Source organism: Actinoplanes sp. NPDC049802, assembly GCF_040656595.1.
Taxonomy (GTDB): domain Bacteria; phylum Actinomycetota; class Actinomycetes; order Mycobacteriales; family Micromonosporaceae; genus Actinoplanes.
This window is the reverse complement of sequence record NZ_JBFAMR010000044.1, coordinates 24976-37908: the sequence shown is the minus strand read 5'-3', so window position 1 is coordinate 37908 and position 12933 is coordinate 24976. Positions and strand designations below refer to the sequence as shown.

General features: G+C 68.7%; 13 protein-coding genes. 5 read left to right on the top strand and 8 right to left on the bottom strand.

Going from position 1 to position 12933, the window contains the following annotated elements; translation table 11 throughout:
- Positions 1-27: 27 nt before the first annotated feature.
- A complete protein-coding gene (locus tag AB0I88_RS26750; RefSeq protein WP_361030088.1) occupies positions 28-1251 on the bottom strand; it encodes an amino acid ABC transporter substrate-binding protein in 1224 nt (407 codons plus the stop codon).
- A 611-nt stretch (positions 1252-1862) separates the two neighbouring features.
- Between AB0I88_RS26750 and AB0I88_RS26745 the strand changes: the two genes are divergently transcribed.
- Positions 1863-2378: a GAF domain-containing protein gene (locus tag AB0I88_RS26745; protein ID WP_361030085.1), complete on the top strand. Its 516-nt coding sequence runs from the start codon at positions 1863-1865 to the stop codon at positions 2376-2378.
- Between the two features lie 78 nt (positions 2379-2456).
- Positions 2457-3167 carry an LPXTG cell wall anchor domain-containing protein gene (locus AB0I88_RS26740; RefSeq protein WP_361030082.1) on the top strand — a complete coding sequence of 237 codons (711 nt, stop codon included), beginning with the start codon at positions 2457-2459 and terminating at the stop codon, positions 3165-3167.
- Positions 3168-3617: 450 nt separating this feature from the next.
- On the opposite strand, the gene AB0I88_RS26735 is transcribed toward AB0I88_RS26740, so the two are convergent.
- A complete protein-coding gene (locus AB0I88_RS26735; protein WP_361030079.1) occupies positions 3618-4091 on the bottom strand; it encodes an SRPBCC family protein in 474 nt (157 codons plus the stop codon).
- A 245-nt stretch (positions 4092-4336) separates the two neighbouring features.
- Positions 4337-4945, bottom strand: coding sequence for a hypothetical protein (locus AB0I88_RS26730; protein ID WP_361030076.1), 609 nt, complete (start codon positions 4943-4945; stop codon positions 4337-4339).
- Between the two features lie 138 nt (positions 4946-5083).
- On the opposite strand from AB0I88_RS26730, the gene AB0I88_RS26725 reads away from it, so the two are divergent.
- Positions 5084-5866, top strand: coding sequence for a DUF4253 domain-containing protein (locus AB0I88_RS26725; protein WP_361030073.1), 783 nt, complete (start codon positions 5084-5086; stop codon positions 5864-5866).
- Between the two features lie 12 nt (positions 5867-5878).
- Here the strand turns inward: AB0I88_RS26725 and AB0I88_RS26720 are convergent, their stop codons facing one another.
- The gene (locus AB0I88_RS26720) at positions 5879-7018 is read right to left on the bottom strand and encodes a hypothetical protein (RefSeq protein WP_361030070.1); all 1140 of its coding nucleotides are present in this window, start codon (positions 7016-7018) and stop codon (positions 5879-5881) included.
- On the bottom strand, positions 7015-7299 hold the full coding sequence (locus AB0I88_RS26715; protein ID WP_361030067.1) for a hypothetical protein: 285 nt from the start codon (positions 7297-7299) through the stop codon (positions 7015-7017). The genes AB0I88_RS26720 and AB0I88_RS26715 overlap by 4 nt, the downstream gene beginning before the upstream one ends.
- A gap of 337 nt (positions 7300-7636) precedes the next feature.
- Here AB0I88_RS26715 and AB0I88_RS26710 point away from each other — a divergent pair, with 337 nt between their 5' ends.
- Both AB0I88_RS26710 and AB0I88_RS26705 read left to right on the top strand, forming a co-directional pair.
- Positions 7637-7894, top strand: a complete 258-nt coding sequence (locus AB0I88_RS26710) for a UPF0158 family protein (protein WP_361030064.1) — start codon at positions 7637-7639, stop codon at positions 7892-7894.
- 408 nt (positions 7895-8302) lie between these two features.
- Positions 8303-9322, top strand: a complete 1020-nt coding sequence (locus AB0I88_RS26705; protein WP_361030061.1) for a hypothetical protein — start codon at positions 8303-8305, stop codon at positions 9320-9322.
- A gap of 186 nt (positions 9323-9508) precedes the next feature.
- Here the strand turns inward: AB0I88_RS26705 and AB0I88_RS26700 are convergent, their stop codons facing one another.
- The 3 genes from AB0I88_RS26700 to AB0I88_RS26690 all read right to left on the bottom strand — a co-directional run bounded on the left by AB0I88_RS26700 (position 9509) and on the right by AB0I88_RS26690 (position 12914).
- Positions 9509-9670, bottom strand: a complete 162-nt coding sequence (locus AB0I88_RS26700; protein ID WP_361030058.1) for a hypothetical protein — start codon at positions 9668-9670, stop codon at positions 9509-9511.
- Positions 9671-10023: 353 nt separating this feature from the next.
- Positions 10024-12135 carry an MMPL family transporter gene (locus AB0I88_RS26695; RefSeq protein ID WP_361030055.1) on the bottom strand — a complete coding sequence of 704 codons (2112 nt, stop codon included), beginning with the start codon at positions 12133-12135 and terminating at the stop codon, positions 10024-10026.
- 113 nt (positions 12136-12248) lie between these two features.
- On the bottom strand, positions 12249-12914 hold the full coding sequence (locus AB0I88_RS26690) for a response regulator transcription factor (protein ID WP_361030174.1): 666 nt from the start codon (positions 12912-12914) through the stop codon (positions 12249-12251).
- Positions 12915-12933: the final 19 nt, after the last annotated feature.

Here is a 12933-nt window from a genome sequence, read left to right as displayed (position 1 = left end):
GCGCCGGCCGATCTCACCGAGGCCGGCCTATTCGAGCCGGGCGGCAGCCCGGTCGGGGGGCCAGACCGTCACCCACTCGCCGTTCTGAATCTGCTTGAGCATCTGCGTGGTGGACCAGAAGTTGTGGTCCTTGGCGCGGAAGGTGAGGTGACCGCTGAACGTGGTGTCAGCGCCGTCGTCGTGCAGAGCGGAGCAGATCTTGCCCTGGTCGGTGCTGTTCGCCATACCGACCCCGTCGGCGAGGATCTCCCACGCGTTCCAGGACGCCGCCGCCTGGGATTCGAACACGGTGTACGGCAGTTCGGCCGCCTTCGCCCGCGCGGTGAACTCGGCGGTGATCTCGGCCGCCTCCGGGGGCAGCTGGTCCAGCGTCGGTTTGTTGGGCTCGAACATCGAGATCGAGAGGACGCCCTCCGCCTGCTCGCCCAGCGCCAGCAGCGGTCCGGGCGCGGGGAACAGGGAGAACATCCTCTTCGGCTGATACTTCAGCTTCTTCATCGCCTTCATGATGTTGACCAGGTCGACCCCGAGACCGTTGTCGATGATCAGATCCGGATCGGCGTCACGCAACTGGGCGGCGATCGGGGCCCAGTCCGTGGTGGTCGGCGGGTAGTGCACGTCCACCACGACCTTCAGGCCGCGTTCCTTGGCGATGCTGAGGGTCCCGGACTTGTCCTTGCCGAGCCCGTCGGAGACGAACGCCGCCGAACCGCTCTCGTTGGTCAGCACCGCGATCCGCTTGGGGGGCGTGGGCAGCGAGGCGACCGCGTCGAACAACTGGTTCGGGATGAACGAGTTGGGCGTGGCGCCGATCGACCAGGCCGGGAACTGGCATCCGTAGGTGAGCATCGGCGCCAGCACCGCGGTGTGCTGGGGCAACACCCACTCGTGTCGCTCGGCCACCGCCATCGCGGCCATGATGTTCGGAGTGGCGTACGGGCCCATCAGCAGGTCGACCTTCTCCTGCTTGATCAGCTGTTCGTAGAGCCGGCCGGTCCGGGCCGGGTCGGACTGGTCGTCCAGCACCTTCCACTGGACCTTCCGCCCGAGAAGCCCTCCGCCCGCGTTCAGCCGTGCGACGAACTCCTCACCCGCGATCTTGTGGAGCTGAGCGGTGGCGGCGAACGCACCGGTCAGCGAGAGGGTGGATCCGACCACGATCGGCTTTTCAACCTCGGTCTTCTCGTCGGATTCGCTGCATCCGCCCACGGTGACCGTCAGGGCGACAACGGCCGCGAAGGCAGTCAGCACGCGCCTGCGCATATCTTTCTCTCTCTCTTCGCGTGTGTCGGCACACGCGCTCGGGGTCAGACACGATCGCGCCGACGACCACGATCAGCGGCGAGCGAATCCTGAGGTCGCTCGGCGGGCACGGCACGAGCCGCCTCCCGGGCGGCTGTTGCGGCGCGGGCGCGAATCCGGGCAGGCTCCGGGCCATGGGACCGCATCATCACCGACGCGTTCCGGGCAACCGGCACGGCCCCGGCGTCAAGGCGCCGAACGGGCGTCCCCGCAGTCATCATCGCTCACCTCTGGACAACCCGGGACGAATCGCCCGTGGCGCCGTCGAACCGCTCTGACCTAGGAACCATCACAGTCGGTCGGGTGGAACATACCGGGACGGCGTCGCATGGAGTCATGGCGATTCGACCGGCTGTCACGTCGCACCGGTTAGGACTGGCCGACGTTCAGACGGCAAATCCGGGCCGGCCAACCGTCATGTGATCATGCCCGTCGTACCGTTGCGGATCGAGCTGCCGGCATGCCGTCGCCTCCGGCCTCGCGGGAGGCAGGCATCCCACCGGGAACGGCCGCCACTACAGTGACATCGCGGTATGTCAACGGCGCATGGAGGTAAACGGATGCTCGGCAAGGACGACATGCTGGCCGATGTGATCACCGCGCTGAGCCGGGCCGAAACCCTGGAAGAGGTGCAGCAACTCGTGCGCGCCAACGCCCGGGCACTGGCTGACGCCCAAGGCGCCACCGTCGTGCTGCGCGACGGCGATCAGTGTTTCTACGCCGACGAGGACGCGATCAGTCCACTCTGGAAAGGCCAGCGTTTCCCGATCACCGACTGCATCAGCGGATGGGCGATGCTGCAGCGCACACCGGCGGTCATCCCCGACATCCGCATCGACGAACGGGTGCCGCAGCACGCCTACCGGCCCACATTCGTACGCGCGCTGGCAATGATCCCGATCCGGGTGACCGACCCGCTCGGGGCGATCGGCGCCTACTGGGCGACGACCCACCAAGCCACCGAGGCGCAGGTGAACCGGTTGACCGCGCTAGCCGAGGCGGCCGGCTCCGCACTGGAACGCATCACGCCGGCCGGTGACGTCGCCACCGTTCCGCGTTCGGTACCCGGGCGCTGACGAGATCTCCCGCCCGGCCTGACGCCCATCGACGGTAGTATTTCCCATCTCTTGATCTTCAACAGAGAGTAAGACCACATGCGACGGAAGATTCCGGCCGGCGTCCTGACGGCGCTGGTCCTCTTGATCCCCGCGACGCCGGCGGTGGCGGCACGAGCCGAGACGCCCGGGCTCGACGCGGCCTGCCAGACGGTCGAGCGCAAGCTCTACACGGACATCCGCGAACTGGTCACCATCGACCTGGACACCGCCACCGATGTGGAGATCCGCGTCGTCGCCAACCAGATCCTGGCCGCGGCCAAGGCCAACTCGCTGCCCGTCCTGCCTGGCGAGATGCAGGAGCGGCTGGACGGCACCGCGGACGACCTGCGGGCCTTCCTCAAGAAGGGCATGCTGCTCGCCTGGACGGCGGATCTGCGGATCTCGGCCACCAGGACGTTGACCGGCGCCGGCGCCAACCTGAAGGCGGCCGCGCAGAAGGTGCTCGACGACGGAACCGTCGATGCCTTTCTGCTTTACCTGAACGAAGGCCTGTACGCGGCACGTGCACTCGACTGCGCGTCCCAGCCCACACCGACGGCGAGCGCCACACCGAGCGCCACATCCACCGCACCTGTTCCTACCGCCTCCGCCAGCACCGCCACCCCCGCCCCCGGCAGCGAGGGTGGCGGGCTGCCCGTGACCGGTGCCGACGTCGGGACCGTGGCCGGTGCCGGTGGCGCGCTCCTGCTCCTCGGCGGCGCCGCCTACCTGATCGGACGCCGCCGCCGTTCTCGCTTCGTGCCGTAGCCCGCCCGACCGTTGCGGTGAGGCCCTGAACGTCTGCTGACCGGCAACCGCCCGACCACGCAACGCGCCTTCCCGTCAGAAACCGGAAGAGGCGCGTTGTGTGGGCAGGGCGCCATTCCGCAGCGCCTTACGATCCGTGCCGACCGTCACCGAAACAGCACATGATCCCGCCTTGCGCCGGGGTGGGGCACATACCTCTCAAACCACACCATGCGAGCGTGGCGTAGCGGTGGCCGCCCCACCTTTGAGACGATCTTGGCGTCCGGAGAAGGCATCACCGGAACACCGGAGGGAGCGATGCACCCCAGAGCGCAGGAGACCGAGATCAGGTCGGTGACCGAGGCCGACGGGACGTACAACGGCCATCCGGGCACGCCGTGACGGGCGCCGACGCGGGTCGTCAACCTCCTGATCGGCCGCCACAGGTTCGCGGGGACGACCCGATCTCCGTCAGCGGGACTGCCGCTCCACGTCCCCGGCCATCGCTCGCAGGGTCGCCCCGAAGCCGACACGTCCGGCGAAGGACAGCAACGGCCCGGCGAATCGTGTGACGCGATGAGGCGTCACGGTCACGTCCTCGTCCCAGTCGACTCGGCACCGGCCGGAGTCCAACGGCACCACCGAGAACCCGGCCCGGCCGAGCACCACCCGGCCCCGCTTCACCACCTCGCAGCGGCCCGGTTCATCGCCCGGGTCGTTCCCACCCGGCGGCCGCCACAGTTCCACCGTCATCGGGTCGTCGAACGCGAGCCAACCGATCCCCGTCCGGGCGACGAACTCCGCACCGACCCCGTCAGGCCGGGATGTCGTCACCCGTACGGCCGTCAACGGCGCCCAGTCACCGTGCCGCCGCCAGTCCACCATCACGGCCCAGACCGAAGTGGCGGGCGCATGCACCACCTGGGTGACGGTGAACCGGGCCATACGGCGACTCCTGTACTCGGATGAGGCTCGACCGACACCAGCAAAACACGCGATCACCACAGGCGGGTCCCGCTCGCGCCAGATCCGTTCCCACCGACCGTACGTTCAGCGAACCGGAGATCCCGCCGGCACGGGCGGCGACGGGGAGATTCCCGGCCGCCGGGCCGCGGCCGGATTCCGGGGCAGTGTGTCAAGCCCGGCCGGGAGCGCGTTCGGCTGACGCTGAACGGCTTTCCCGGTTCGCGTCAGCACTGACCGCCGCGATAGTTCTTGAAGTCGAAAAATCCCAGACCGGAGAAAGTCGATCCATTCTTGATCTCCGGCAAGCTCCATGCGTGGTTGGTGTAGTCATCGAACGCCACGCCCCCGGCGGAAAGAAGCAACTCCAGCAGTTGCCGGACATCAGCCGTTCCGTCGATGCGCCCAGAGATGTCGATCTGCACTGCCCAGTGCGGGCGACGGCCCGCGGCAGCATCGAGCACCGCCAGCGCCTCCGGCTCCCAGTCGACGTAGAGGGTCCCGTTGCCCTCATCCTCGATATCGATGTACAGGGCACCGTTCATCACCCACGGACGGCTCCGCTCCGGCAGGTGTTCCGTGAGCAATTCGATGGCCTTCTCCCGACTTGACGCCGGGAACGCGAAAACCGTACGCATCGCAGGATTGTAGCGTTGGAGGTCGATGACGTATGCCGCCGAACAGAGTGATCGATCGGTGAGATATCGAGCGAGGCGTTCGGCGTTGAGTCTCCGCATCGCTTCGTCGACCGCCTCCGGGTCGGTGCGGTCGACACCCCGGGCCGCCGGCTCCGCGGCGATCTGCTCGGCCGGACCCCAGCCTTGTGATGCCGGCATCGCGACCGGGCCGGCGCCCGCAACTCGATCAGGTCCTCGTCATCGTGACGGGGCCAGGTGTCTTACCATTTCAGGAAATGCCGGACGGCCCGGCGACACCGAACAGAAACTGTCACACCCTTCGTCTAGTTTCGGCGCATGTTCCTCAAGCGAAACGGCAGCCCACGGTTGGAGACCGACCCGACCGACGGGAAGTGGCGTTCAGTGCAGGATCTGCTCTGGGTGAGCCGGTCCCCCGTCGAGTCCGGCTGGTGGAGCACCGTGCATGCGCAGTACGCCCGGACCGGCTTGTGGCCGCTGTTCCTGAACAGCCTGACGTCCCAGACACCGCTGCGCCCCTGGGAGAGCGACGAACTCGATCGCCGTCGGGCCGGCAGCGATCCCGGCGACCACGATCCCGCCGCGCTGATCCGAGAGTGGTTCGAGGGCCAGGTGCCGCCCGACGAGGAACTCGAGGAGATGGGTGAGATCATCGCGCCGTTCCTCGACGGTTGGCCGGGTTTGGCCCCACCCGGCGAGGGACCCGACCCGGACGAGCACGCCGCCGAGCTGGCCGAGTTGCTGGTCGACTTCGACCGAGTCACCGACGCCCGGCTCGGTCTGGTCCGATGCGCACGTGCCGCCGACATTCCGGCACTGATCGGCTGGGCCGGTCCGGTGAATCATGAAAGCGACACCGCGAGGATCTCAGCGGTACTGCGGAGCTGGGAGGACCGGTTCGGCGCCCGGCTGATCACACTCGGCTTCGACACCATGATCCTCAGCGTGGCCGCCCCGCCGCTGGATCTGAACCATGCTCTTCTGGTCGCGGCCGAGCATCTGGCCTTCTGCCCGGACAACATCACCCAGGGCACCGCATCCTTGCAGGAGTATGCGGCCGAGCTGGTCGATGCCGCACAGTGGGAATTCTGGTGGGATTGACCAGGGCCCGGCTCAGTCCAGCCGTGCCCGGTCGAACCGGTCGATCAGGCTCGGCTTCCGGGCATGACGCTCCCGCAGCCGGGCCATCTGCTCCGCGAACTCGAAGATCCCACCCTCCCGCACCGCCAGCGCCTGAAGATCCAAAAGCAGGATCACCGCCGTGTCGTAATCCTTCGGGCGCTTCGTCGCGATCAACTCGTCCACCTGGTTCCAAGTACGGACCGGGTTGCGTGCCAGCTCGTCCAAGCGCTGCTCGCGAGCCGCAGCGGCCGCTTCCTCACCACGCTGACGATCGGCCTCCTCCTGTTCCCGGATCTGCTGCTGCCGTACCGCCCAGCGTTCCTCAGCGGCAGCGAGCAGCTCCCCGGCGGTCCGCCGCTCGCCGGCAGGCGACTCCTCCGCAACACCATGAAATCGCCGCAGCAACTCCGACCGCAGCAACCCGGCATCACCGCGCAGCACCCGCAGCACCACCTCGTCCTTGTCCGCCACCGGCAGACCCTTCACCCAGCGGCGCAACACGTCGGAGGAAGGCTCCTTCTCGGTCAGCGGCCGGCTCGCCGCTGCCGCCACGTCCAGCAGATCAGGGTCCAGGCGAAGAAAGTCGGCCAAAGCCCGCAACGGCCCGCTCAGCCTCGCCAGCCCGGCCGGGACCGGCGGCTCCAGCTCGTCATCGTCCAACTCCCGGCTCTGCACACACAGCAGCCAGGCCAGATACAGCAGCCGCCGATCACCGCCGGCCAACTCCGCCCGGGCCGGGACGATCGCCGCGAGCCGACTCTCCTCGTCCCACCATTCCTCGTCACCGTCCTCGTCCTCACTACGAAGATCGAGAATCACATGGGTACGGGTAGCCCAGCAGCCGGCCGACTCCCCGGCACAGAACGCCTCCGCCGTCTCCGGAGCCAGTACCGCCCGGGGCAACCGCAGCATGATCCGCCGTGTGCCCCAGTTCGCCAGATACAGATGCGCGTCGAAGTACCGCTCCATCCACTTGGCCGGATCAGCCTTGAGATCGCCCCACTGATAGTCGTTGACGAAACCCGACGACGTGATCCGCCCCCGCGACGACACCGCCCGCAACTCACTCTGCTGCTTCGCCGACAACGCCCGATCAAGCGCTACGAACTCGTAGTACTGATACTCGCTCACCGGGCACCCACCCACCGCCGGTACGCCCCGATCCACTGCGCACCGTCAGGTGCGGGATCGGGCAAGGGAAGGTCCAGAACCCCGATCGCCACGACCCCCGACGAGTGCCGATCCACCTTCCGGATTACCACCGGCAGCCCGAGAACCTCAGTCTCGAACGGCACGGCCAGGTCGCCCCCGATCATGGCGAAGAAGCCACTGAGCTGCTCATGCTCGTCGTAGCAGTCCACGACCGCCTCGGCGGCCAAGGCATCGAACTCGGAATCACTGAGCGAAGACACCCGGGCAGGATAGAGAACCGCCTCCGGCGACCCTGCTGAGGCCAACCGGCGCATCTCCACAGTGATCCTTGCCGGAAGGCTGGGCAGGTGACCGGCATGCAACGGATTCACTGGGAGGGGTAGTGCTGGAGATCGAGCGGTTCGACCTCGACGAGATCGCGTTCGCGCTTTCGGACCAGAACCTCGACGACGAGCACCGGCATCTGATCGACCCGGCCACCGGAAAGATCGTCCTGTGGACCCGCGAGGGTGGCGTCGACGGCACGAATCCCGTCGACCTCGACGATCTGGATCTTCAGGTGATCCGGCCCCTGCCGTCGTACGTTGGTACCAGGACATGGAGGACTTCATCGACCTCGTCAGCGACGATCGGGCATCCCGCCGGCTCGCCCGTGCGATCGACGGGCGCGGCGCGTTCCGCCGGTTCAAGAACGAACTGAACGAGGAATACCCCCACCTCCTGCAACCCTGGTACGACTTCCGCGACACCCGGGCCGTCCGCCGGGCCGTCGAGTGGCTGCTCGACGAATCGCTGATCAACGACGCCGCCGCGGACCGCTTCCTCGCCGAGCATCCCGACCCGCCAGTGCCCTGACTCCACTGTTGCTCCGGCTCACGTCCATCGTCCGGGGTCCCCGTTTCGGCGGGCGTCGCGATGCGGCCGGCGTTCGCGGGATGGAGTCGCAGCCATTCCCGGTGAGTGCCCTGTCGACGTCTCCGGTGTTGCGCACCTGGCCCGCGGCTGCCTGATGGCCGAGCAGCCCGGCGCGCTGGGGGTGGGTAGGCCGTCCAGGTCGGCCGGTGACGGCGGGCGAACGCCACCGTGACCCGCCGGAAGCTACACGATCACCGAGGCAGGCTGGGTCTGCTTCTCCCACTCGCCGACGGCTTCGGCGACCGTCACCTGATACGCGGCCGATGGCGCCGTACGGCACCATCGGCACGTCCCTCACACGGAATAATCGATGGAACGGCGCGACCACCGACACCAGGAAGGCACGACGTGGAGTTCAAGGACACGAACCGGCGCGACGAACGGTTCGCCCGTCAGACCGAGCGCATCCACGCCGAACTGCGTGCCAGCGGCCTGCCCCTCTACACCCTCACCCAAGGGTCGCGGCCCGCCCAGGAACACTTCGGGGGACTGGAAACCTTCGACGGCACGGTCACCGCCGTACACCTGGTGTATCCCACACCCGACGGCCCGTGGGCCGACGTGGAGACGGCCCGCTGGACCGATCTGCCGATCGGCCCCGTTCCCCTTCGCGAGGCTCTGGAACACCATGTTCGCCGCGCCGGGGACCGCCTCTCCGCGTTGACCTGGGACGAGAGCCCGGCCACCCTGCTGGTCGACGGCCACCGCGTCGACGCCCGACAGCTCCGCGCAGGTCACCGCTGGTGGGTATTGCGAGGCGAGCGCTCCGGCATCGAGATCACCGTCGTCGGCAGGGACTGGCAACCGGAATCGTGCGCCGTCGAGACAGTCGCCGATCCCGTGCCCATCCTCGACCGCCTTCGCGGCAGCCACTCCGCCCACCGAGCCGCCCCACCGGCTCGCGAGGCGGAACCTCTCCCCGCCGGCCTGCGCCGCGAACCTCACCGGGCCCTGGCCGACGCGGTCTTACGCAACGCAGCCGCGCAGGCCGCCTGGCAGGCCGACGGCGGTCCCGCACCCGAACTGCCCGCCTGGTGGTCCGCACTCTGGCAGGCCGCGGTGCAGCGCCAGATGCAACTGAGCGGCCGGGATGAGGCCGAAGCCGCCGAAGCCGTCCGCGCCATGACATCCGAGTTGGCCAGCCTCTTCCACGAGTACGAATGGTTCCGCACCGACGAGGAGCTTCGCGGCCGAGCCGTCACCGAAATCCTGTTCTACAGCACCGGCCTGGAGACCGATGTCCGCAGTCGGCCGGCCCAGGACGAATGGCGGCGCGCCACCGCGATCGACGCCGAACCCCGCACTCGGGCAGCCGCCAACGACCGATGGCGCGCCGCCTGGCAGAACTGGGCATCAGCCTGCCGATGAAGTCGTCCCGAACGCGATACCCCGCGCGAACGACGGCCGACCCGGCAGATCAACATGGGCCGGACGTTGCACCATGCGAACCATACAACGGCCGTCCCCGGTAATCCGCTTCCTGGACGTTTGACCATTTCACGGCGCCAATAGCAGCGTCGAGAAGCGATAGCCGCAGATGTCTGAGCCGCCAGATCACACCCGGCGTACGACCAATCCTGGTTTCACCTCGGCCGCGGCGCCCAGGTGCATGATGTCGTCCGGATCGCTGGTGAACACGACCGCCCCGTGCGCCAGTGCCACCGTCACCACCATGGCGTCGACGACGTCACGAGTCCCCGCCTTGCCGCACAGCACGCCAGCCGAAGGACTGAAGAAGACCTGGCCGCCGCAGCAGCATCGGCACCCGCCTTACGGCAGGTGGTCGCTTTGAGCCACTGGTTCGGCCCCGGCCGCAAACTGACCCAGACCGGCCAGTCGACCATGGCCGACGCCCGACACCTGGTCGGTCTTCTGGAAACCGGAGACGAGATCGACCCGGTGATCGGACCCGGATGTTCCGCACCCGCAGCAGCGCCGAACTTCCCCGCCTGGCGATCGTGGGCGCCTGGGCCAAGGCGGTCGGGCTTCTCCGAGTCGTGCACGGCCGGTTGGTACCGGTGAAGAAGGGTACGAGGGCACACCACCGCCGCCTGGGACGTAGGTCCTGATCACCGTCGAGCCCTGTCTGTCAGGGTGAGTTGAGGCTCCGGTTCCTTGGTGGGCGAAGCGGAGAGGGCCGGCGGCCGGCCGCCCAGGAAACGCGGCGCCCACCAGGCGGCCCGCCCGAGGACCGTCATCGTCGCCGGCACCAGCAGCATCCGAACGATCACCGCATCGATCGCGACGGCCAGCACCAGGCCCAGACCGACCTCCTTGATCGGCGCGAAGCCCCCGGTCATGAAGCCGGCGAAGGTGACCGCCAGGAGCAGGGCAGCCGCCGTCACGATGCCCCCGCTGCGCTGGAGACCCTCTCGAACGGACTGGTCCGGGGCGGCACCGGCGAGCCGGCGCTCACGGATCCGGGAGAGCACGAAGACCTCGTAGTCGGTGGAGAGACCGAACGCGATCGCCGCGACCACGACCGGCACGGTCAGGTCGATCCCGTCCATGCGCTCCCCGCCGAGTAGTCCGACCAGGTGCCCCTCCTGGAACACCCAGACCACCACGCCGAGCGACGCGACCAGGCTCAGCAGGTTGGTGATCAGTGCCTTGAGCGGGATCAGCACCGACCTGGTGAAGGCCAGCAGCAGGATGAAGGTGGCCAGCAGCACGATCCCGGCGGTGATCGGGAGACGCTCCTTGAGCTGCTGCTCGTAGTCGGCCAGGCGGGCCGCGTCACCGGTGACCTGCACCGTGAACGGCGCCTCCAGGTCACGGAGAGCACGTACCGCGCCCGCGGTCTCCGGGCTGCTCGTCGGCTCGTCCGGGGTGGCCTGTAGGACGGTCAGACCGCCTCCGCTACGGCCGGGGTCGACCACCGACACTCCGGGGACCTCGGCGGCACGCCGCTGGAAGTCGGCGAGCTCCGGGCTGTCCGGGTTGGTGTGCGCGACGATGGTGATCGCGCTCGGTCCGGCCAGGGCCGGAAAGTGCTCCCGCAGCTCCTCGGTGAGCCGGCGGGTGGCGCTGTCGGCCGGCAGCGACTTCGGGTTGCTGGTGTCGAGCCGCAGGTCGGTCACCGACAGTCCGGCGACGACCAGGCCGATCAGCACCGCGAAGAGCGTGAGCGCCGGCATCTTCTGCACCCCGGCGGCCACCGCGGCGAAGGCCCGCCCGCGTTCGCCCCGTCCGCGGGCCGGCTTGATCCGGTGGCGCAGCAGTTGGAGCAGCGCCGGCAGCAGGGTGATCGCGGCGAGCATGTCGATGAGCACCACCGCGGCGCCGGCCACGCCGATCGACCGCAGGAACGGATCGGCGAAGGCAACGAGGCTGGCCAGGCTGACCGCGACGGTCAGACCGGAGAAGAGGATGGTACGGCCGGCCCGTTCAGCCGCCACGGCCAGCGCCTCCGACGGATCCGCGATGACCGCACGCTCCTCCCGGAAGCGGCTGACCATCAGCAGCGCGTAGTCCACGCCGAGGCCGATGGCGAGCATCGTGGTGACCTGGATCGAGTAGATCGAGACGTCGGTGAAGAAGCTCATCACCAGCAGCGCGCTGAACGTCCCGCCGACACCGACCACGGCGATCAGCAGGGGCAGCCCGGCGGCGATCAGCGACATGAAGACGAGCAGCAGCAGGAGCAGCAGAAGTGGCGCGGAGATGATCTCGGCACGGCGGGTGTCCGAGGTGGCCTGGTTGTTGAACTCGCGGTCGGTGAGCGGACCGCCCGAGGCCACCACGGTCGCGCCGTCGATGTCGGTGAGGCGCTGCTGCACCCGGTCGGCCAGCAAGTCGCCCTGGTGCGCGAGCTCCACGTTGATCAGGACGGCCTTGCCGTCGGCGGCGACCGGCGCCTGCTCACCGAACGGGTCGCTGACAGCCAGGACCCCGTCGATGCCGCGCAGGTCGGAGACCGCGGTGGAGACGGCGGTACGGAAAGCGGGGTCGTCGGTCGAGGCACCGGAGACCACCGCGTTGATCACGGGTGGCGCGAGGTCGGCGTCGCCCATCGCCTCGGCGCCCTGCTGCGACTCGCTGCCGGCGACGGCACCGACGGTCGTGGTCATCCGGGCGAAGACGCCGTTGCCGACGGTGAAGCCGGCGGCCGCAATCACCAGCCAGATGACGAGCACGACGGCGGGGTGCCGGCGCGCGGAACGGGTGATGGCACGGATCATCACGGGACTCCTCAGGCCAGAAGATCGATACCGCTTCAGCCTGGTCATCCGGGTCGTCGAGCGGATCGCCGACGAGAGCGAGATCTGCTCTCCCCCGCGCGGGTGAGAACCGGTCAGTCCGGTTCGTCGCCGGGGCTGACCAGTCCGGCCTCGTACGAGAAGATCACTGCCTGCACCCGGTCCCGCAGGCCGAGCTTCGTGAGCACGTTGCTCACGTGGGTCTTGACGGTGTGATCGCTGACCGACAGCCGGGTGGCGATCTCGGCGTTGGACAGTCCCCGCGCGACCAGCCGCAACGTCTCCTGTTCCCGGTTGGTCAGCTCGTCCAGCAGGGCCGGCGGACGGGTCGCCGCCCGGGGCCGGCGGACCAGGTCGGCGATCACCCGGCGGGTCACCGTCGGGGCGAGCAGCGCCTCACCCTTGGCGACGACCCGGACCGCGTCGACCAGCTCGGCCCGGCGCATGGTCTTGAGGAGGAACCCGTTGGCACCGGCCCGCAGCGCGTCATGCACGTGTTCGTCGAGGTCGAAGGTGGTCAGGATGAGCACCCGGGCGCCGGTGGTCTCGCAGATCCGGCGGGTGGCCTCGATGCCGTCGATCGGGCCGGGCATCCGGATGTCCATGACCACCACGTCGGGCTGTGTCCCGGCGACCACCCGGACCGCGTCGAGGCCGTCGGCCGCCTCACCGACGACGGTCATGTCCGGCTCGGCGTCGAGGATCATCATGAATCCCCCACGCACCAGATCCTGGTCGTCGACGACCACGATGCGCAACATCTCCGACGGCACTCCCCGG

Excerpts from the sequence above, each read along its gene's own strand:
- AB0I88_RS26745 (WP_361030085.1), top strand. The coding sequence starts at position 1,863 with ATGCTCGGCAAGGACGACATGCTGGCCGATGTGATCACCGCGCTGAGC.
- AB0I88_RS26740 (WP_361030082.1), top strand. The coding sequence starts at position 2,457 with ATGCGACGGAAGATTCCGGCCGGCGTCCTGACGGCGCTGGTCCTCTTG.
- AB0I88_RS26735 (WP_361030079.1), bottom strand. The coding sequence starts at position 4,091 with ATGGCCCGGTTCACCGTCACCCAGGTGGTGCATGCGCCCGCCACTTCG.
- AB0I88_RS26730 (WP_361030076.1), bottom strand. The coding sequence starts at position 4,945 with ATGCCGGCATCACAAGGCTGGGGTCCGGCCGAGCAGATCGCCGCGGAG.
- AB0I88_RS26725 (WP_361030073.1), top strand. The coding sequence starts at position 5,084 with ATGTTCCTCAAGCGAAACGGCAGCCCACGGTTGGAGACCGACCCGACC.
- AB0I88_RS26710 (WP_361030064.1), top strand. The coding sequence starts at position 7,637 with ATGGAGGACTTCATCGACCTCGTCAGCGACGATCGGGCATCCCGCCGG.
- AB0I88_RS26695 (WP_361030055.1), bottom strand. The coding sequence starts at position 12,135 with ATGATCCGTGCCATCACCCGTTCCGCGCGCCGGCACCCCGCCGTCGTG.
- AB0I88_RS26690 (WP_361030174.1), bottom strand. The coding sequence starts at position 12,914 with ATGTTGCGCATCGTGGTCGTCGACGACCAGGATCTGGTGCGTGGGGGA.